The organism is Oleiagrimonas sp. MCCC 1A03011 (assembly GCF_003267965.1).
Lineage (GTDB): Bacteria > Pseudomonadota > Gammaproteobacteria > Xanthomonadales > Rhodanobacteraceae > Oleiagrimonas > Oleiagrimonas citrea.
In genome coordinates, this window is the sequence record NZ_MSPY01000005.1 from 127,399 (window position 1) to 146,209 (window position 18,811).

Consider the following 18,811-nt stretch of genomic DNA (forward strand, 5'->3'; position numbering starts at 1 on the left):
CCGATGCGCGCATTCCTGCTCGCCGCCGTGCTGACGGTTGCCGCATTTCCCGTCATGGCCAAGAAACTCACCATCGAACGCATCTACGACGGCGGCAGCCTGTCCGGCGCCACCGTGCGTGGCCTGAAGGTCTCGCCGGACGGCAAACGCGTCACTTTCCTGCGCGCCAAGGCGGACGATCAGCACACCTTCGATCTGTGGGAATACAACCTTGCCGACCAGCGCATGCACATGCTGGTCGACTCGCGCACGCTGGGTGGCGATCAGCACCTGTCCGACGCCGAGAAGGCGCGCCGCGAACGCGAGCGCACCGCCGGCCTGCACGGCATTCTCGATTACCAGTGGTCGCCGGACGGCAGCAAGCTGCTGATTCCGGTCGCCGGCACACTGTATCTGTACGACCTGTCCGCACCAGCGGACAAGGCAGTGACCAAGCTCGACACCGGCGGCGACGCCATCGACCCGAAGATCTCGCCCAAGGGCCACTATGTCTCCTACGTGCGCGACCAGAACCTGTGGGTGATCGATCTGGCCAACGGCCAGAGCACACAGCTTACCCAGGACGGCGGCGGCACCGTGCACAACGGCGAGGCCGAGTTCGTGGCGCAGGAGGAGATGGCGCGCAGCACCGGTTACTGGTGGGCGCCGGACGACTCATCCATCGCCTACGAGCGCTACGATGCGGCGCCGGTGCCGGTCACGCAGCGCATGGAGATCTATGCCGACCACACCGCGATGGTCGATCAGCGCTATCCGTTCGCCGGAGATCCCAATGTCACCGTGAAGCTGGGCCTGGTCTCGCCCAAGGGCGGCGCGACGCGCTGGATCGATCTCGGCGACGACCCGGACAGCTACCTCACACGCGTGAACTGGCTGCCCGACGCCACGCAGCTGAGCTACCAGTGGATGCCGCGCAGCCAGCAGAAACTGGAACTGCGCCTGGTCGATACCGCCACGCTGAAGCAGCGCGTGCTGCTGACCGAGACCAGTCGCACCTGGATCGACCTGAACGACGATCTGCGCTTCCTGCCCGACGGCCAGAGCTTCATCTGGGGCAGCGACCGCAGCGGCTATCACCATTTGTACCTGTACGGACTGGACGGAACGCTCAAGCACCCCATCAGTGCCGGCGACTGGAATCTCGATGGCCTGCTCGCCGTCGACGAGAAGAAGGGGCTCGTCTACGTCAGCTCCAATCGCGATTTCGTGCCGGACCGCCAGGTCTACGCGTTGAAGCTGGACGGCAGTGACGCCGATGCGCCGCAGCGCATCACCCAACGCGACGGCACGCATCAGGTGAAGTTCGCGCCGGACGGCAGCTTCTACGTCGACACCTTCTCCGACCCCAACACGCCGCCGCAGGTCAGCGTGCATCGCGCCGACGGCAGCTTCGTCACCTGGATCGAGGAGAACAAGCTCGACGAGAACCATCCGTACTGGCCGTACATGGACAGCCATGTCACGCCGGAGTACGGCCACATCAAGGCCCTCGACGGCCAGGACCTGTACTACCGCGTGTACAAACCGCTGAACTTCGATCCGAACAAGAAGTATCCGGTGTTCGACACCTTCTACGGTGGCCCGCATGCGCAGGAGGTCACGCGTGGCTGGGTCGACTACTTCGCCGAGTACATGGCCCAGCAGGGCTTCGTCGTGTTCACCCTGGACAACCGCGGCATGGCGCGGCGCGGGCGCAAATTCAGCGACGCGATCTACCATCAGCTCGGTGTCGCCGAGGTCGAGGACCAGATCGCCGGCATCGACTGGCTCAAGCAGCAGCCCTGGGTCGATGCCAAGCGCATCGGCGTGTTCGGCTGGAGCTACGGCGGCTACATGACGCTGATGATGCTGGCCAAGGATTCGGCCGACCTCGCCGGCGGCGTGGCGGTGGCGCCGGTCACCGACTGGACCCTGTACGACACCTTCTACACCGAACGCTACCTGGGCCGTCCGCAGGACAACGAGGCCGGCTACACGCGCAGCTCGCCGATGGCGTGGCTGGACGGCCTGACCGCGCCGCTGATGCTGGTGCACGGCATGGCCGACGACAACGTGCTGTTCCTCAACTCGACCAAGCTGATGTCGGCGTTGCAGCAGCGCGGCATCCAGTTCGGTCTGATGACCTACCCCGGCGGCAAGCACGGCCTGAACTTGCCCGGTCAGCGCGCGCATGTGTATCACCTGATCGACGATTTCTTCGAGCGCACGGTGAAGGATCGCGATCCAGCAGCCGCGCCGGAACCGACGGCGGCCGAGGTCGACGCTGGCGCGGAATGAGCAGCGATCAGCGCCCTCAAGACCTGAATATCGCGCAGACAGGAAAGTGGCTGTATGGCGATACGGTCTTTCTCCCCGTCGACATCATCGCTTTGGACTACGACTTCTGGTACGAAATCGGCAAGGCAGATGACCAGTTGGAACCGGACGAAACCCCGCAGCAGATGGGTTCCGATGGGTATCTGTACTACGTTCGATTCCGGCGGGCCGGTCACCTCGAAGCACCGACATGGGTGGATTCCGGTGGATACGTGTGCATCCAAGATGCCATGACATATGCCGAATCCAGGGTACCGACATGCATCCACTGGAGCGGTATGGCTTCGCGGGGATAAGGATTTCGCCCCGGCTTCTTGGTTTCTTGGCTGGGCGCTGGCTGCAGGCGCTGGTTAGGACAGATGCCCAATGCCGGCGTCGCCCGGCTCCAGCGCCGGTGCGGGACCGGCGACCGCCAGCAGGGCGCTGGCGTAGGGATCGTGCATGCTGACGGTGGAGACCTCGTCCCAGCCGAACTGCGAGACTTCGCGCAGCCATTCGGCGTCGGGACTGATTTCCTGCAGGCCGAAGCTGTCGTCGTCGCTCTGCAGCAGACGACCGATGTAGCAGACCTCGGCTTCGTCCTCGCTGTCCACGTGCACGCCGATCACCGGCGCGCTTTGGGCGGCCGCCTTGATGACCTGCATCACGTCGTCGAGCGGGAAGTCCAGCGGCTGGCGCGGAGCGATGCCCTTCAGCACCACGGCACGATCGATGAAACGCGCGTGGCGATCGGGCAGCTCCAGTTCGGTGACGTCGCGGTGACGCATCGCGTACAGCCCGTCGTCGCTGATGCCGTCGCCGATCACGTGCAGCAGGAAGAACTCGCGCCCGACGCCGGCGACATAGCCGGAAAAGCTGCCGTGCTCGAGATGGCCGCGCCACAGCCGGATCAGCTGGCGCTGTTGTTGGGCCTGGCGCAGACGGGCGCGCTGGCCCCGGTTCTGCATGCGATGAACGGTTCCCATAGCTGTACGATTGTAGCACCGCACGCGGCGGCGCTCGTTAAAGAATGTAGCGGCTGAGGTCCTCGTCCTCGACCAGGCTTACCAGCGTGTTGTCGACATATTCGGCGTCGATCACGTATTTTTCGCCGCTTTTGTCCGTCGCTTCGTAGGAAATGTTCTCCAGCAGGCGCTCCAGCACGGTGTGCAGACGGCGCGCGCCGATGTTCTCGGTGCGGGCGTTGACCTGGAAGGCGACCTCGGCGAGACGGTCAATGCCGGAGTCCTCGAACACCAGATTCACGCCCTCGGTGTCGAGCAGCGCGACGTATTGCTTGGTCAGCGCGTTGTTCGGCTCGCGCAGGATGCGCTTGAAGTCGTCCACCGACAGCGCCGACAGCTCCACGCGGATCGGCAGACGACCCTGCAGCTCCGGAATCAGGTCCGAGGGCTTGGCCAGCGAGAATGCGCCGGAAGCGATGAACAGCATGTGGTCGGTCTTGATCGGACCGTACTTGGTGGACACGGTCGAGCCTTCGACCAGCGGCAGCAGATCACGCTGAACGCCTTCGCGGCTGACGCCCGATGCGCTGCCGCCGCCGAACTCCGAACGCTGCGCGACCTTGTCGATCTCGTCCAGGAACACGATGCCGTTCTGCTCGGCGGCCTCGACCGCGGCGGCGCGGATCTCTTCCTCGTTGACCAGCTTGCTGGCCTCTTCCTCGATCAGCATCGGGCGCGCGTTGGCGATGGTCAGCTTGCGCTTCTGCGTCTTGCCGCCGCCCATGTTGGCGAACATCTGCTGCAGCTGTTGGCTCATCTCTTCCATGCCCGGCGGCGACATGATCTCGACACCGACGTTCATGCTGACGTCCAGCTCGATCTCGCGATCGTCCAGCGCGCCTTCGCGCAACTGCTTGCGCAGCTTCTGCCGGGTATCGCTCTCGATGGCCGTGGGCGATGCCTGGTCCTGGCTCCAGTCGGTGGGTGCGCTGGTTTGGCGGCGGGGCAGCAGGGCGTCGAGGATACGGTCTTCGGCATGGTCCTCGGCCTGCGTGCGCACCCGCTTGGTGGCTTGTTCGCGGGTCAGCTTGAAGGCCTGGTCGGCGAGATCGCGGATGATCGACTCGACGTCCTTGCCGACGTAGCCGACCTCGGTGAACTTGGTCGCCTCGACCTTCACGAACGGCGCGTTGGCGAGTGTCGCCAGACGCCGCGCGATCTCGGTCTTGCCGACGCCGGTGGGGCCGATCATGAGGATATTCTTCGGCGTCACCTCGTTGCGCATCGCCGGTTCCAGCTGCATGCGCCGCCAGCGGTTGCGCAGGGCGATGGCGACGGCGCGCTTGGCGTCGTTCTGGCCGATGATGTAGCGGTCGAGTTCGTTGACGATTTCGCGGGGAGTCAGTTCGGTCATGGGCTTCTTGCCGGCAGAGCAGTCGGGTACGTCGTAAGAGGGTCGAAGGCGGTCGCGCGCAGGCGATCCCGAATCGGGGACGATCAGGCCTCGGCGCCGATCTCCAGTTCTTCGATCGAAGTGTTGTGGTTGGTGTAGATGCAGATATCTCCGGCGATCTTGAGCGCTTTTTCCACGATCGTGCGCGCATCGAGATCGGAACCTTCCATCAGCGCACGGGCCGCGGCCTGCGCGTAGGGGCCGCCGGAACCGATGGCGATCAGACCATCCTCGGGTTCCAGCACGTCGCCGTTGCCGGAGATCAGCAGGGAGTTGGTGTGGTCGGCCACCGCCAGCATCGCCTCGAGCTTGCCCAGGCGGCGGTCGGTGCGCCATTCCTTGGCCAGTTCCACCGCGGCGCGGGTCAGGTTGTGACCGTGCTTGACCAGCTTGTCCTCGAACAGCTCGAACAGGGTGAAGGCGTCGGCGGTGGCGCCAGCGAAGCCGGCCAGGATCATGCCGTCCTTGCCCAGGCGGCGGATCTTGCGCGCGTTGGCCTTCATCACCGTATTGCCGAGCGTCACCTGGCCGTCGCCGCCGATGACGACTTTGCCGTGGCGGCGGACGGAGACGATGGTGGTGGCGTGGAAACTATCCATGGACAAGCCGTTTCGTATCTGGGGAGAAACGAAACATGGGTTGTCGCCGGGCATTTCCAAGGGTGACTTCCGGCGCAGACGCGTCGGTGGGTCGGATGATTCAGGAATCGCCGTGCTTGCGCTTGGCGCGTGGATGCGCGGCATCGTAGACCTTGGCCAGGTGCTGGAAGTCCAGATGCGTGTAGATCTGCGTGGTGGCGATGTCGGCGTGGCCGAGCAGTTCCTGCACTGCGCGCAGCTCGCCGGACGATTCCAGCAGATGGCTGGCACAGGAATGGCGCAGCAGATGCGGGTGGATGCGCTGGGCCAGACCGCGTTCCAGCGCCAGCTTCTGCATCCGTGCCTGGATCGTGCGTGGGCTGATACGCGCGCCCTTGCGTCCGCGAAAGACCGGACTCTCGGGTGCGTCGTCGAGGCTGTCGCGCAGATCCTTCAGCGCGCGGATGGCGTGGCGGCCGACCGGCACGATACGGGTCTTGTTGCCTTTGCCTAGTACGCGCACCAGGCCGTCGTCGAGGTCCAGGTCGCGCCAGTTCAGGCCGACCAGTTCGGACAGACGCAGGCCCGAGGAATAGAACAGCTCCAGTATGGCGCGGTCGCGCAAGCCCTGCGGTCCTTCGATGGGCGTCTCCACCAGTTGCGTGGCGTCGTCCGTGTCCAGCACCTGCGGCAGCTTGCGGCGGGTCTTGGGACCGCGCACGCCGGCGCTGGGATCGTGTTCCAGCATGCCCTCGCGAATCAGTTGGCGAAACAGACTGCGGCACGAGGACAGCAGGCGTTGCAGACTGGTCGGCGACAGGCCCTTGCGATGCTCGGTGGCGACGAAGGTGCGCATGCGGTCGGGCGTCAGCGCGCCGAAGTCGTCGATGTCGCGGTCGCGCATCCAGGCCAGCAGCTTGTCGGTGTCGCGACGGTAGGCGGACAGCGTGTGCGGCGACGGCGCCCGCTCGATGCGCAGGCGTTCCAGCCAGGCGTGCACCTGTTCGGCCGGCCGCGGCATGTCTTCAGTCCGCGTAGCGCTGGATGGCGGCGGTGACGCTTTCGGCGATCAGCTTCAGGAACACCGCGCCCATGCCGGGATGGAAGCGGTTGGCGTCGTGGCTGCCGATGGCCAGCATGCCGTGTTCGCCCAGGCGCATCAGCGCCGCCGATTGCACGCTGTCGGCCTGTTCGCCGAACAGGTACTCCAGCTTGTCCGCAGCCAGCCGGCCGACCATCGGGTCCTTGCGCGCGAAGAATTCGGCGAAGGCCGGCAGGGCGTCGGCGCCGCCGGTCTCGACACGCAGCCAGTCGGCTTCCGGCAGATCCTCGTGCGCACGAAGCAGCACCAGACGCACCAGGTCGGTGTCGAAATCCTCGGTCAGGCCGGCGACCACGCTGCGCACGCTCTCGGCCAGGCTGTCGGCGCGCACCAGACCCAGAGTCAGCGAATGCACGCGGACCATCAGCTGCTCGTTCTCGGCGGCGATCTCGATCAGGTCGGCCAGACGGCGCTCCAGATCACGGTTCTTGTCGCGCAGCACGTCCAGCTGGTAGCTGGCCAGCGAGGCCGCCGGACCGTGCTCGCGCGGCACCGTCAGGCTCATCGCCAGGTCGGGGAAATCCTTGAGGAATTGGGGGTGTTTGCGCAGGTATTCGGCGATGTCCATCGCCTGTAAGCCGTCTTTGAGGGTCATTTCGGCCATGTCGTGCTCCGCGTTGGCGTGCGGCAAGTGTGCGACGTTCGTGCGGCATCGAACAAGTCGCGCGGCAAATTCATTCGGGCCGTGTGCACTTTCCCTCGAACACGAAGGCAGCTGGCCCGGTCATCCACAGGGTGTGGCCGGGGCCGTTCCAGGCGATCTGCAGTGGTCCGCCGGGCAGGCGCACTTCGACCTCGCGGCCGACGCGGCCCTGTGCATGCAGCACGGCCATGGCGGCGCATGCGCCGGTGCCGCAGGCCTGGGTCCAGCCGCTGCCACGCTCGTGCACGCGAAGCCGGATGTGGGCCATGTCTAGCACCGTGGCGAAGCCGGCGTTGCAGCCTTCGGCGAAACGCGGGTGAGCGGTGAGCTGCGGGCCAAGCCGCTCCAGCGATGGCGCGTGCAGGTCGTCGACTTCGACCACCGCGTGCGGATTGCCCATCGAGACCACGCCGACGGAGAGCGACGCGTCGTCCAGTTCGATCGGGTAGCGTTCGGCGCGCTGCGGTGTGTCGAACGGTATCGCGCCGGGCTCGAATTGCGGTTCGCCCATGTCGACGGCCGCGGTCAGCGCATCGATCAGTCGCACGGTGACCGGGCCGGAGGGGCTGCGCAGGCGGACCGTTTCGTCGAGATCGAGCAGCCCCTCGCGATGCAGCCATGCGGCCACGCAGCGCACGCCGTTGCCGCACTGGCCCACGGCCTCGCCGTCGCGGTTCCAGATGCCGTAGGCGTAGCGGCAGTCATCGTGTTCGGCGGCGTTCTCGATGCTGAGCAGTTGATCGAAGCCGATGCCGGTATGGCGATGACCGAGCGCACGGATGTCTTGCGTCGACAACGGCATCGGCCGCTGCCGGCAATCGAGCACGACGAAGTCGTTGCCGAGGCCGTGCATCTTGGTGAAGGACAGCTGCATGCCGCCTCAGTCGTCGTCGGTCGCAGTGCTGGCCGCCGAAGCCGGCTGCGCGGCGCTGGCGGGTGCAGCCGGAGCTACGGATGTGGCGGCAGCGGTCGGAGCGACCGCGGCGGCAGGCGGGTGCGGCCGGTACAGCGGTCCCTTGTTGCCGCAGGCGGAGAGCAGGCACAGCGTGCCGGAAGCGAGCATGAACAGCAGTGAACGCATGGACGATTTTCCTCGGAATCCGCGACCAGTATACGCGTCGCACAACCGTTCCATGGGTATGATGAGCGTCGATCTGTCGCCCGGAACCGTCGCGTGAACTGGACCCAGATGCTGCAATGGCCTGCCACGCTGCTGCTGATCGCAGCCGGCGTGTTGTTGCTTCTGACCATCGGCCATGGCGTGTCCTGCCGTCGCCGATGGCGCGAGGGACGCCGCGCGGCGGCGGCGTGGCGTGCGCTGCTGCTGTTGCTGTTCTTTGTTCTGGCACTGCTGGCCACGGGAGGCGGACTGGCGCTGCGCGGCTACCGCGTGCTGGGCCAGGAAACGCCGGTGGCGACCATCGTCGCGCATCGCGAATCGCCGCAGTTCTGGCATCTGTCCGTGAAACGTCCGGACGGCGAGACCGAAACCCTGCCGCTCAACGGCGACGATTTCCGGCTCGAAGCCGTGGTGGTGAAATGGCAGATGCCGGCGGTACTGTCCGGCGCGCCGCCGCTGTACCGGCTGGACCGCTTGTCCGGTCGCTACGACGACATCGGCCAGGCACGCGAGGCGCGCTCGACCATCATCGACCTGAACCAGGCCGGCGCGCTGGACCTGTTCAATCTGCGCCGGCAGTACCCGGACTACCTGCCGATGGTCGACACCGTATTCGGCAGCGGGGTGTACCTGCCGCTGGTCGATGGTGGCGTCTATCACATCAGTCTGATGGCGACCGGCGCGCTGGTTGCGCGGCCGGATGCGGCGACGCGGATGCGGCTTCGAAGTGGACGTTAGAGCATGTCTATGTGCACTGAAGATTTTATTTTGTATGATTGGTTATATTAATAAGTGGTTTTACATAAAAGTGCTTATGGGGGCTTTAAGTTACAACTGAGGTGTAAAATGAAATTTTGCTATCTCGATGAAAGTGGGACCGGAGGTCAACCAGTTGCAGTGATGGTTGGCGTAATCGCTGACGCCCAACGAATGCACCTTACCAAAGCAGCTTGGTCAGAACTTTTAACCGAATTATCGAAGCTTGTTGGCCAAGAGCTTCAAGAATTTCATGCTCACCGTTTCTACAGTGGATCGGGGGTTTGGAAAGAGCTGGATGGAGAGGAAAGATCAAGCCTGATTGCTGCCATAATAAAATGGATGAAGGCAAGAAAGCATAAAATTGTATATTCTGCTATCGATCAGGCTGTATTCAAGAAAAAAGTTTCAGAAATTTCTGAATTGAAAGGTATGTCGATCTGGAAAACACTTGCCTTGCACTCAGTGCTTGCGATTCAGCGTTCACAGCAAGCAGAGTCTAAAAATAAAGGAAATACCGTTTTAGTTTTTGATGAGGCGGTTAAAGAAAAACAGAGGTTCACGAAGATATTGCTTTCGCCCCCGGATTGGACGGATGAATACTACAGCCGCAAAAGGAAGCAGGCACAATTAGATCAAATTGTTGATGTGCCACACTTTGTGGATTCAAAGCTTGTTCCTTTGGTTCAGGTTGCGGATCTTTATGCATTTCTTTTGCGCCGTTACTTTTCTCTATCATCAGGTCTTGAGGGTGAAAAATATAGAGGTGAGTCGGAGAAGGTTGCTGTATGGGCGAGGGAAATTCTTAATCAAACAGTTGGTAGTGCTCATATATTCCCAAAAATTGGAGTGGGAAAGGCAGCTAAGATTTTCTTGCAAATGTGCCCACAATGTCACAATTGAGTATATCCTCAAACTGGGTTATTCATCGATGGTTTTGTGCGATTAGCTCCCCCTTAAATGTTAATTATAGCGTTAAATTAAGAAGTTTTAGTGTGTGATTCATTCGAGTGATTTTTCGTACAGGATCGCATTAGCACCATCCTCGTAGTACCTCGCGCGCTGTCCGTGCCGTCGGTAACCGCTTCGTTCGTACAGCGCCCGCGCGGCGGCATTGTCGTCGCGTACTTCCAGCCGCACCCGATCGCAGCCTCGTTGGCCTGCATGCTGCTCTACCGCATTCAGCAGCAGGCGACCGATCCCCTGGCCGCGAGCGGCCGCGTCGATGGCCAGCGAGTACAGTCGTGCCGCTCGGCTGGTGCGGCGAAACAGCACCAAGGCTGAACCGATCAGCTGATGCTCGCGAGACGCGGTCAGGATGCAGGCCGTGGCGCTTCGCAGATGCCGACGATACTGCCGGCGGCTGAGCCGATCGCCGTTGAAGCTGCGTTCCTCCAGCGCCAGCAGGGCGTCGAGATCGGTGTCCAGCGCGGGGCGGATTTGAACGGGCGGCGTCGGTTCGGACATGGGCGAACTCTACGCGGGTCGGGTGACTGCGCCCAGCATCTTGAACGGGTGCTGTCGGAGCGCGATGTGCCCTCTTGCGTGCGTCTGCGGTCCTGCCACACTTCGCGAAATGGCCGCATCCGCGGCTGGCGACCGGATCGCGCCCGATGCCCTCCGGCGCGTGGACATGGCGAGGTTGCATGAGCCGGCTGGTGATTGTCGTCGAGAACCCCTCGGACTGGGGGGCGTACTACCCGTCCACGCAAGTGGTCGCTGCGCGCGATTATCTGCGCGAACCGCCGGAAAGCGGCGAACGCACGCACGTCATCAACCTCTGCCGCAGCTACAAGTACCTCGGCAATGGTTACTACGTGTCGCTGCTGGCCGAGGCGCGCGGGCACCGTGTGATTCCGTCAGTGCGCACCATCAACGGACTGCGCCGGCGCGCGCTGTACGGTCTGGACATCGAGGATCTGAACCAGAAGCTGGCACAGGTGCTCAAGGGTCGCGAGCGCGACAGTACCGACTTCGGCATCCTGGTCTACTTCGGCCAGACCGCGCATCCACTGCTACAGGACCTGGCGAGGCAGGTATTCGAGCTGTTCCCCTGTCCCCTGCTGCGCATCGAGTTCCGCCGCGAGCGTGCCTGGCAGATCGGCGCGATCCGCCCGGTCGGCCTGCACACGCTGGACGATGCGCAGGAGGACGCCTTTGCGCAGGCGCTGGACCACTTCGCCACCAAACTGTGGCGCAAGCCGCGTGCGCGGCGCCGCTACCGCTACGACATCGCCATGCTGGTGAACCCGGACGAGGCCATGCCGCCGTCCAACCGCGGCGCGCAGAAGGCGTTCATCGCGGCCGGCAAGCAGCTCGGCGTGGAGGTCGATCCGATCAGCCCGAACGACTACGCCCGGCTGGCCGAGTACGACGGCCTGTTCATCCGCGAGACCACGGCTATCGACCATCACACCTATCGCTTCGCGCACCGCGCCGAGCAGGAGGGCATGGTGGTGATCGACGACCCGGCGTCGATCCTGCGCTGCACCAACAAGATCTTCCTGCACGACCTGCTGGTCTCGCGCAAGCTGGCTGTGCCCAGTACCGAGATCCTGTACCGCGACGATCCGGATTCACTCGATGCGTTGCCGGACAAGCTCGGCTTTCCGATCGTGCTGAAGATCCCCGATGGCGCGTTCTCGCGCGGCGTGGTCAAGGTCGAGACGGTCGAGGCGCTGAAAAAGACGGTGGCCGAACTGTTCGCGCACAGTGCGCTGCTGATCGCGCAGCAATACCTGTACACCGAATTCGACTGGCGTATCGGCGTGCTCAACCGCGAACCGCTGTACGCCTGCCAGTACTTCATGTCGCGCGGCCATTGGCAGATCTACAACCACGGCGGCACCGGGCCGAAGTCCGGCGGTTTCCGCACCCTGCCGGTACGCGAGGCGCCCAGCGACGTGGTGCGTCTGGCGGTGAAGGCGGCCAACGCGATTGGCGACGGGCTGTACGGCGTCGACCTGAAGCAGACGGCCGAACGCGCGGTGGTCATCGAGGTCAACGACAATCCGTCGATCGACGCGGGTGTCGAGGACGCCTACCTCGGCGATGACCTGTATCGCCGCATCATCCAGGAATTCGTGCGACGGCTGGAGCGCAAGCGGCTGGGCGTCACCGACTGACCGGTTCGGACGGGCAGCCGCGATCTCGCAGGCTGCCCGTCGTTGCAATCAATGCGGTCGGCGCAGCCGACGATTGCGCGCCGGCGCCAGCAGACGCAGAGGCAGGCGAGGCTGGAGCGCGATCAGCAGACAGGCCGGGGCGCCGATCAGCCAGAACAGTGTGCTGAAGCCGAGCACGCGATTGGGCCAAGCCAGCGGTGTGCACAGCAGAAGCAGGCCGCAGGCCATCCAGATCAGGGCAATCAGGGCGCGCGCGCGGCGCGGGGTGATGGGTGTATGCATGGCGGTTTCTCCTCCTTGCCACACAGCCTGCCCGGGACGCTTCTCACGGTCTGCGACAGCAGCGCATCCGTTGCTCCGTGTGCCGCGTATCTGCAAGCAGGCCCATCGCAAGGGAGATTCCCGCATGCGCATCCGATCCGTCCCCACCCTGCTTGCACTGACAGCGCTGATGGCGCTGGCCGGCTGCGCCTCGCAGCCTGCACAGATGCCCAGAACCGTCGCCCACGTCGACCTGGACCGTTACATGGGCACCTGGCACGTCATCGCCAACATTCCCAATTTCCTGGAGAAGGGCAAAGTTGCCACGGCCGACGAGTACCATCGTCGCAAGGATGGCGACATCGCCATTACCTACCATTTCCGCAAGGGCTTCGATCGCGCGCCGGACGCCTGGCACGGTAAGGGCTGGCTGCCCGACCCCAAGGACGCCGCGCACTGGAAGGTGCGTATCATCTGGCCGTTCGTATCCGACTACCTGATCCTGGCGCTGGACCCGCAGTACCGCTACGTCATGGTCGGCGTGCCCGACCGCGACCTGCTGTGGATCATGGCGCGCGGCACGACGATGCCGGACGATGTCTACCGGCAGTATGTCGAGCAGGCCCGCGCGCAGGGGTTCCCGGTCGATCAGCTCAAGCGGGTGCCGCAGACCGCGGCGCAGGTCGGTCGACCCGGTTACCAGTAAGACTGGCTACAATTGGCGCAGTCGATCTCGCAAGCAGGGGCACGCATGAGCGAAACCGCATCGCGCTACGCCGTCTTCGGCCATCCCGTCGCACATTCGTTGTCGCCGCGGATTCATCAGACTTTCGCGCGGCAATTCGGTATCGCGCTCGAGTACGAGACGATCGATGTCGCGCCGGACGATTTCGCCAACGCCGTGCGTGACTTTTTCGCCGGCGGCGGCGCGGGCGCCAATGTCACAGTGCCGCACAAGCACGCCGCGCTGGCGCTGGCCGACACGCATAGCGAAGCCGCCGCGCGTTCCGGCGCGGCCAACGTGCTGACCCCGCAGGCCGATGGCGGCCTGGCCGCGCACAACAACGACGGCGTGGGCATGGTGCGCGATCTGACCGAGCGTCATCGTCTGGACCTGCGCGGTCACGACACATTGCTGCTGGGCGCGGGCGGCGCGGCGCAGGGCGTGGCCTGGGCGCTGCTCGACGCCGGCGTCGATACACTGACCATCGTCAACCGCAGCGCCGAGCGCGCCGAGGCACTGGCCGACCGCCTCGGCGAACCGGCGCGCGCGCATGCCCGCTACTGGAACGACCTGGCTTCCATCGGCAGCTTCGATCTCATCGTCAACGCCACGTCGGCGGGTGTCCAGGGCCAGGCGCTGGATCTTCCGTTTGCGATCGTCGGTGCGCGCGCGCTGTGCTACGACCTGTCCTACGGCCAGGCCGCGACGCCGTTCCTGTCCTGGGCGCGCGCGGCCGGTGCGCGCTTCGCGCTGGACGGTCTGGGCATGCTGGTCGAGACCGCCGCCGACAGTTTCGCGCTGTGGCATGGCAAGCGGCCGGACGCCGACCCGGTCTACGACGCGCTGCGCGCGGACGGGGTCTGAACACGTCGTGGATTGCCGTTCCGGGTGCGGCGCGTGCTGCATCGCGCCGTCCATCTCCAGCCCGATCCCCGGCATGCCGCATGGCAAGCCGGCGGGCATCCCCTGCGTGCAGCTGACCGACGACTACCGCTGCGCACTGTTCGGCGACCCGCGTCGTCCGGCGGTGTGCCGGAATCTGCGGCCGGAGCCGACGATGTGCGGCAGTCATCGCGACGAGGCGCTGGCGTACTTGACCGACCTGGAGCAGCGCACCGCCTGATCTGTGCAGTGCATGGCCGTTCGGACGCGTCGAACGGCTGAGCCATCCCCGCGCAATCTTCGCGCAACATGCCCGCCCTACCATCGCCGCGCACCGCACGAGGTGTCTCCGTGACGGAGACACCTCGTCCCCCGTTTTCCCCTCGCAGCGAATATCCATGTCCGACCTCTGCCGAATCCGTCGCATGCGCGGCCGTGCCGCGTTTCCCCTGCTTTCCCTGCTCGTGATCGTGCTCGCGGCCGCTGGCGTGCTGACGCATCGCTGGATGCAGCGCAAGGCCGCCGAGCGTGCGGCGTCGAAGGGTCCGGCCGTCGCGTCCAGCGCACCGCGGCAAGAAGTGGCGGTCACCGCGATGGGCCATGCGCAGCTGCTCGCGGCCGCGCGCCGTGCGTTGGCCGAGCATCGTCTGCTTGCGCCCGAGGGCGATAATGCCTTCGCCTACTATCTGGAGGCGCGCAAGCGTCAGCCGCACAATCGTGTCGTGTCCTCGGCGTTGCGCGAGTTGTTTCCGTTCGCCGTGGAATCGGCCGAGCAGAGCATCAACGCGGGCCGCTTCGACGAGGCCGAACGCGAGATCGCCCTGCTCGATCGCGCCGATCCCACGAACTATTCGCTGAACATCCTGCGCGCCAAGCTGGATGCGCAGCGCAAGCTGGCGCAGACGCCTCCGCCCGCTGCGCACGGACGTTCGAAGCCGGAGGGATCGCGCGTCGCGACGACTACGGCGACGGCTCCGTCGGACGCGCCGTCGCAGACCCCGCCTCCGCCCGCACAAGCGTCCGCGCCCGCCGTCGAGCCGAAACCGGCGGCGCCCGCGCCGCAAATGGCCCAGGCAGCCCCGGTCGCGCCGACCGAGGCGCCGGTACAGCGCACGCCGCCGCTGCTGTTGCGCCGGGTACAGCCGGCCTATCCTGTCGCGGCGCGTCGCGCGCATCGTCAGGGCTGGGTCGATGTCGGCTACACGGTTGACGCCGAGGGTCATGTCGTCGACGCGCACGTGGTCGCGGCCCGACCGCGCCACATCTTCGACGTTGCCGCGCTCAACGCGGTGCGCTACTGGGAATACAAGCCGGCCCTGCGCGACGGCAAGGCCGTCGCGCAGGCGGTGCAGAGCCGCATCCTGTTTCGCCTGTAGAAACGCGTCGACGTCCCGGCGGTGCGTGGCCGCAGGGAGACGCGGCGGTCAGGGCGTCTTTGCCGGAAAGCGTCCGGCGTCGACGTCCTCGATGAACCGGATCACGCCGTCCATGTAGATCTTCTGGTCGTCGTACATCGCCAGATGGCTGCCGTGCGGGCAGTACAGATCGCCCGTGCTGCACCCGCTCGGCCATCCGCTGCATGGCCTTCGGGTCCATCGTGCCGTAGCGCGCGCCGATGGTCAGTGTGGGTACGGCGATGTCTTTGAGCCGCGGGCGGACGTCCCAGTGCTCCAGGCGGCCGCTCAGGCCCATCTCGCTGGGACCTTGCATGAGCGTGTAGAGGGTCTCATTGGCGTGCTTGAGCGCGCGCATCACCGGATCGGGCCACTGTTGCGGTGGCATGCGCAGGACGTGCTTGACGTAGAAGTGCGACATCAGCAGGTCCATGTATTTCGGATCGTGGGTCTTGCCGGCCTTCTCCAGCTTCAGGATCTCGGCCAGTGCTTTCGGGTCCATCTGCGGCATCAGCACCTTGTGCGCGTAGGCGTCGTAGGCCGGCGCGCTGGCCATCATGTTGGAGATGATGAGGCCCTTCAGGTGCTGTGGATACTTCAGGGCGTACTCCAGCGCCAGGATGCCGCCCCAGGAATGGCCGTAGAGATAGAAGTTGTCGCGATTCAGGCCCAGCGCCTTGCGCACTTGCTCGACTTCGTCGACGAAGCGCGGCAGCGTCCACAGCTTGGTGTCCTCGGGCTGGTCGCTGTAGAACGAACCGAGCTGGTCGTAGTAGTAGTACTGGATGCCCGCGCCCGGGAAGTAGCTGTCGAAGGCTTCCAGGTACTCGTGCGTCATGCCCGGCCCGCCGTGCAGCAGCAGTACCTTGATCCGCGGGTTGTTTCCGACGCGCTTGGTCCACACGCGGAAGGTGCCGTCGGGCGTGGTGATCGGGATCATCTTCACGCCGCCGCTGAAGGCGTCGGGGTAGCCGCTGTGATCGTAGTAGCTGGCGGGCGGCGCCTGGGTCGGCGTTTGTGCGCGCACCGGAACGGCGATGAACAGGAACGCGGCGGCCAGCACGGCCGTGCGAGCAAGAACGACGAGTCGTTGCATGAGCTCTCTCCCCGAGTGCGTGTGTCCGCATCCTACGCCGCCCGATGGCGTGGCGCGAGTGGATGCGTCACTCCAGGTAGCGGTCTTTGAGCGTCACGTAGTGCGCGGCCGAGTAGTGCAGTTGCTCGATGGCTTCGGCGTCCAGCGTGCGCACATGGCGGGCCGGATTGCCCAGCCACAGTTCGCCCTCGCCCACGACCTTGCCCGGCGGCACCAGCGCCCCGGCGCCGACGAAGGCATGGCGTTTCACCACCGCGCCGTCGAGCACCGTGGCGTGCATGCCGATCAGGCAGGCATCCTCGATCGTGCAGGCGTGGATCACGGCGCCGTGGCCGATCGTGACGTCGGCGCCGATCACGCAGGGAAAACCGCCCGGCGTGAACGGACCATCGTGGGTGACGTGGACGATGGCGCCGTCCTGGATGTTGCTGCGCGCGCCGACGCGGATGGCGTTGACGTCGCCGCGCAGCACCGCGCCCGGCCAGATCGACACGTCGTCGCCCAGCTGTACGTCGCCGATGACCGTGGCGGCCGAGTCGACGTACACGCGTTCGCCCAGCACGGGCCGTTGGTTCTGATAGCTGCGTAGGGGGTTCATGCGCGCAGTGTAGCGAGTCAGCCGATCGGTTCGGACAGTGCCTGCAGCGTGGCGCGGTAGCCGGCCTCGACCGCGCGGTCGAAGGATTTGAAGTCCAGCAGGCCGATACTTTCCAGGTGCGGCGCGATCACGCGGGTGGCCAGTTCGCGACGCTGGTTGGCCATGGTTTCCGCATTGACCATGCCCGAGCGCAGCAGGATGGAGCCCATGCACGGGTACAGGTCGCGTTGCATCCACTGCCGCCAGATGCCGGGTTGCCAGTCGCGGTCGACGGCGCTGGTCAGCACGTCGTCGGCGCGGATGTCGCAGGCGACGATGGTGGCCATGCCGCGGTCGTACATGACGTCGGTCGGCAGGTTGTTGATGACCGCGCCGTCGACATAGACGTGACCGTCGTGCAGCAGCGGAGGCAGCAGGCCGGGCACCGCGCTGGATGCGCGTAGCCAGCGCCACAGCTTGCCTCCGTGATGCACCGTGGCCATGCCGCGGGTGAGGTCGGACGACACGCAGAAGAACGGCAGTGGCAGATCCTCGATGTCGATGCGGCCGAAGAAGCGCTGCAGCAGCCGCGAGGTGCGCTCGCCACGGCTCAGGGACATCAGCGGCAGGGTCCAGTCGCGCAGCGGCTTGCCGTCGACGAAGGCGCTGCGGTAGTTCGCGCACATGGTCTCGTGGTCCCACTGCATGGCCACGCCGGCGGCGACGATGGCGCCGATGCTGGTGCCGCCGACGCGGTCCACGTCGTAGCCCTGCTCGCGCAGCGCGCGCACCATGCCGATGGCGGCGAAACCGCGCGCGCCGCCGCCGGACAGCACCAGCCCCAGGCTGCGTCGCGCCAGCAGCCGCGCCAGTCGCTCGATGTCGGCCGCGCCGCGCAGATGATGGTGCTGGGACACGCCGTCAATGGCTTCGAGCCAGCCCCGCGCGCGTCCCGGCTCGATCAAGGAGCCGGGGTGCATCAGCAGCAGATGACGCGGACGTTCCAGGTCGGCGTGTCGAAGCAGTTCGGTCCGGTCCGGCCATGCGCTCGGCGCGCGGTCGCTGCGCACCGCCAGCAGCAGCGCGTCGGCCTGGCGGCGACACAGGTCACGCCAGCGTTCGTCACGGCCTTCGTCGACGTAGAGCACGAAGCGCATCTCGCTTTCGCGCTCGGCGAACCACGCCGGTCCGTGATCGCGGCCGAGCGCTTGGTCGATCAACAGGCAGTTGCCGAACGGTAGCAGCGCATGGCGCAGGCGTTCGGCCATGTCGCGCACGGGCACGGAGGCGTCGTGTGGCAGGATTGCGAAGGTACGCGGCAGGATGCGCGGCTCGTCGCCGCCACGGCTGAGCAGGTCGTGCAGGGCCGATTGCGCCGCACCCAGGATCGCCTGCGGATAGCGCTCACTCAGCGCGCGGAAGCTCGCCCGCGACAGACGCAGCAGTTCGGTGTCGCGCAGCGCGCGCACGGTGACCGCGCTGGGCTGGTCCAGCAGCAGGCCGACCGTGCCCAGGGTCTCGCCGCTGCCGGCCACGCCGGCCAGGTGCGGGGAGCCGCCGGCACGCGGTGGACGGAACACGCCGAGGCTTCCCGAGCGCAGCACGTAGAGCGCGTCGGACGGCTCGCCCGCGGCGTACAGCAGTGCGCCGCCGGGCAAGGTCAGCGGCGCCATGTGCTCGGCGACGGAGGCGAGTACGTCGTCCTCCAGTTCGCCGAACACCCGGGTGCGCCGAAGCAGCGTGATCGTGTCGAGGGATCCGGACGCCATGCCGTGCATCGTAGCTTGAATTTCCCGTGCCGCATCACCACGCTTGAATCTCCCTACCGATCCTGTGAATG

Annotated in this window: 21 protein-coding genes; 9 read left to right on the top strand and 12 right to left on the bottom strand. The window is 65.5% G+C overall.

Translation table 11 applies throughout. The features are described 5' to 3' along the window. Positions 1 to 3 precede the first annotated feature (3 nt). Entirely contained in the window at positions 4 to 2,277 is a 2,274-nt protein-coding gene (locus BTJ49_RS11240; RefSeq protein WP_113065497.1) for a S9 family peptidase, read from the top strand. Beyond that, positions 2,274 to 2,612, top strand: coding sequence for a hypothetical protein (locus tag BTJ49_RS11245; RefSeq protein ID WP_113065498.1), 339 nt, complete (start codon positions 2,274 to 2,276; stop codon positions 2,610 to 2,612). Before BTJ49_RS11240 ends, BTJ49_RS11245 begins: the two co-directional genes overlap by 4 nt. 54 nt (positions 2,613 to 2,666) lie before the next feature. On the opposite strand, the gene BTJ49_RS11250 is transcribed toward BTJ49_RS11245, so the two are convergent. The 7 genes from BTJ49_RS11250 to BTJ49_RS11280 form a co-directional block, all read right to left on the bottom strand. Continuing rightward, a complete protein-coding gene (locus BTJ49_RS11250) occupies positions 2,667 to 3,281 on the bottom strand; it encodes a hypothetical protein (RefSeq protein WP_113065499.1) in 615 nt (204 codons plus the stop codon). Positions 3,282 to 3,318: 37 nt separating this feature from the next. Beyond that, a complete protein-coding gene (gene hslU / locus BTJ49_RS11255) occupies positions 3,319 to 4,674 on the bottom strand; it encodes an ATP-dependent protease ATPase subunit HslU (protein ID WP_113065500.1) in 1,356 nt (451 codons plus the stop codon). A gap of 83 nt (positions 4,675 to 4,757) precedes the next feature. Next, positions 4,758 to 5,312 (bottom strand): ATP-dependent protease subunit HslV, encoded by a 555-nt coding sequence (gene hslV / locus BTJ49_RS11260; protein ID WP_113065501.1) that lies wholly within the window; start codon positions 5,310 to 5,312, stop codon positions 4,758 to 4,760. A gap of 100 nt (positions 5,313 to 5,412) precedes the next feature. Beyond that, positions 5,413 to 6,312, bottom strand: a complete 900-nt coding sequence (xerC, locus tag BTJ49_RS11265; protein WP_113065502.1) for a tyrosine recombinase XerC — start codon at positions 6,310 to 6,312, stop codon at positions 5,413 to 5,415. 4 nt (positions 6,313 to 6,316) lie between these two features. Then, positions 6,317 to 6,997 carry a DUF484 family protein gene (locus tag BTJ49_RS11270; protein ID WP_113065623.1) on the bottom strand — a complete coding sequence of 227 codons (681 nt, stop codon included), beginning with the start codon at positions 6,995 to 6,997 and terminating at the stop codon, positions 6,317 to 6,319. 70 nt (positions 6,998 to 7,067) lie between these two features. Further along, positions 7,068 to 7,910, bottom strand: a complete 843-nt coding sequence (gene dapF, locus BTJ49_RS11275; protein ID WP_113065503.1) for a diaminopimelate epimerase — start codon at positions 7,908 to 7,910, stop codon at positions 7,068 to 7,070. 6 nt (positions 7,911 to 7,916) lie between these two features. Then, positions 7,917 to 8,117 (bottom strand): lipoprotein, encoded by a 201-nt coding sequence (locus tag BTJ49_RS11280; RefSeq protein ID WP_113065504.1) that lies wholly within the window; start codon positions 8,115 to 8,117, stop codon positions 7,917 to 7,919. Between the two features lie 93 nt (positions 8,118 to 8,210). Here BTJ49_RS11280 and BTJ49_RS11285 point away from each other — a divergent pair, with 93 nt between their 5' ends. Both BTJ49_RS11285 and BTJ49_RS11290 read left to right on the top strand, forming a co-directional pair. Continuing rightward, a complete protein-coding gene (locus BTJ49_RS11285) occupies positions 8,211 to 8,894 on the top strand; it encodes a hypothetical protein (RefSeq protein WP_113065505.1) in 684 nt (227 codons plus the stop codon). A 108-nt stretch (positions 8,895 to 9,002) separates the two neighbouring features. Next, positions 9,003 to 9,815: a DUF3800 domain-containing protein gene (locus tag BTJ49_RS11290; protein ID WP_113065506.1), complete on the top strand. Its 813-nt coding sequence runs from the start codon at positions 9,003 to 9,005 to the stop codon at positions 9,813 to 9,815. A 99-nt stretch (positions 9,816 to 9,914) separates the two neighbouring features. Here the strand turns inward: BTJ49_RS11290 and rimI are convergent, their stop codons facing one another. Beyond that, positions 9,915 to 10,379, bottom strand: coding sequence for a ribosomal protein S18-alanine N-acetyltransferase (gene rimI / locus BTJ49_RS11295; RefSeq protein ID WP_113065507.1), 465 nt, complete (start codon positions 10,377 to 10,379; stop codon positions 9,915 to 9,917). A gap of 179 nt (positions 10,380 to 10,558) precedes the next feature. Between rimI and BTJ49_RS11300 the strand changes: the two genes are divergently transcribed. Continuing rightward, positions 10,559 to 12,037, top strand: a complete 1,479-nt coding sequence (locus BTJ49_RS11300; RefSeq protein WP_113065508.1) for a RimK family protein — start codon at positions 10,559 to 10,561, stop codon at positions 12,035 to 12,037. A gap of 48 nt (positions 12,038 to 12,085) precedes the next feature. Here the strand turns inward: BTJ49_RS11300 and BTJ49_RS15750 are convergent, their stop codons facing one another. Next, positions 12,086 to 12,319, bottom strand: coding sequence for a hypothetical protein (locus BTJ49_RS15750; protein ID WP_168184723.1), 234 nt, complete (start codon positions 12,317 to 12,319; stop codon positions 12,086 to 12,088). A gap of 124 nt (positions 12,320 to 12,443) precedes the next feature. Between BTJ49_RS15750 and BTJ49_RS15755 the strand changes: the two genes are divergently transcribed. The 4 genes from BTJ49_RS15755 to BTJ49_RS11320 all read left to right on the top strand — a co-directional run bounded on the left by BTJ49_RS15755 (position 12,444) and on the right by BTJ49_RS11320 (position 15,280). Beyond that, positions 12,444 to 13,004 carry a lipocalin family protein gene (locus BTJ49_RS15755; RefSeq protein ID WP_168184724.1) on the top strand — a complete coding sequence of 187 codons (561 nt, stop codon included), beginning with the start codon at positions 12,444 to 12,446 and terminating at the stop codon, positions 13,002 to 13,004. A 45-nt stretch (positions 13,005 to 13,049) separates the two neighbouring features. Next, entirely contained in the window at positions 13,050 to 13,886 is an 837-nt protein-coding gene (gene aroE, locus BTJ49_RS11310; RefSeq protein ID WP_113065510.1) for a shikimate dehydrogenase, read from the top strand. 7 nt (positions 13,887 to 13,893) lie between these two features. Further along, on the top strand, positions 13,894 to 14,145 hold the full coding sequence (locus BTJ49_RS11315) for a YkgJ family cysteine cluster protein (protein ID WP_146742330.1): 252 nt from the start codon (positions 13,894 to 13,896) through the stop codon (positions 14,143 to 14,145). A gap of 157 nt (positions 14,146 to 14,302) precedes the next feature. Then, the gene (locus tag BTJ49_RS11320; RefSeq protein ID WP_113065512.1) at positions 14,303 to 15,280 is read left to right on the top strand and encodes an energy transducer TonB; all 978 of its coding nucleotides are present in this window, start codon (positions 14,303 to 14,305) and stop codon (positions 15,278 to 15,280) included. Here the strand turns inward: BTJ49_RS11320 and BTJ49_RS11325 are convergent. The 3 genes from BTJ49_RS11325 to BTJ49_RS11335 all read right to left on the bottom strand — a co-directional run bounded on the left by BTJ49_RS11325 (position 15,186) and on the right by BTJ49_RS11335 (position 18,740). Beyond that, positions 15,186 to 16,394 carry a proline iminopeptidase-family hydrolase gene (locus BTJ49_RS11325; protein WP_240601816.1) on the bottom strand — a complete coding sequence of 403 codons (1,209 nt, stop codon included), beginning with the start codon at positions 16,392 to 16,394 and terminating at the stop codon, positions 15,186 to 15,188. The two genes, BTJ49_RS11320 and BTJ49_RS11325, sit on opposite strands and share 95 nt — an antisense overlap. Before the next feature lie 67 nt (positions 16,395 to 16,461). After that, complete coding sequence (locus BTJ49_RS11330) at positions 16,462 to 16,992, bottom strand: gamma carbonic anhydrase family protein (RefSeq protein WP_113065513.1); 531 nt, start codon at positions 16,990 to 16,992, stop codon at positions 16,462 to 16,464. A 17-nt stretch (positions 16,993 to 17,009) separates the two neighbouring features. Further along, positions 17,010 to 18,740: a patatin-like phospholipase family protein gene (locus BTJ49_RS11335; protein WP_168184725.1), complete on the bottom strand. Its 1,731-nt coding sequence runs from the start codon at positions 18,738 to 18,740 to the stop codon at positions 17,010 to 17,012. Between the last annotated feature and the right edge of the window lie 71 nt (positions 18,741 to 18,811).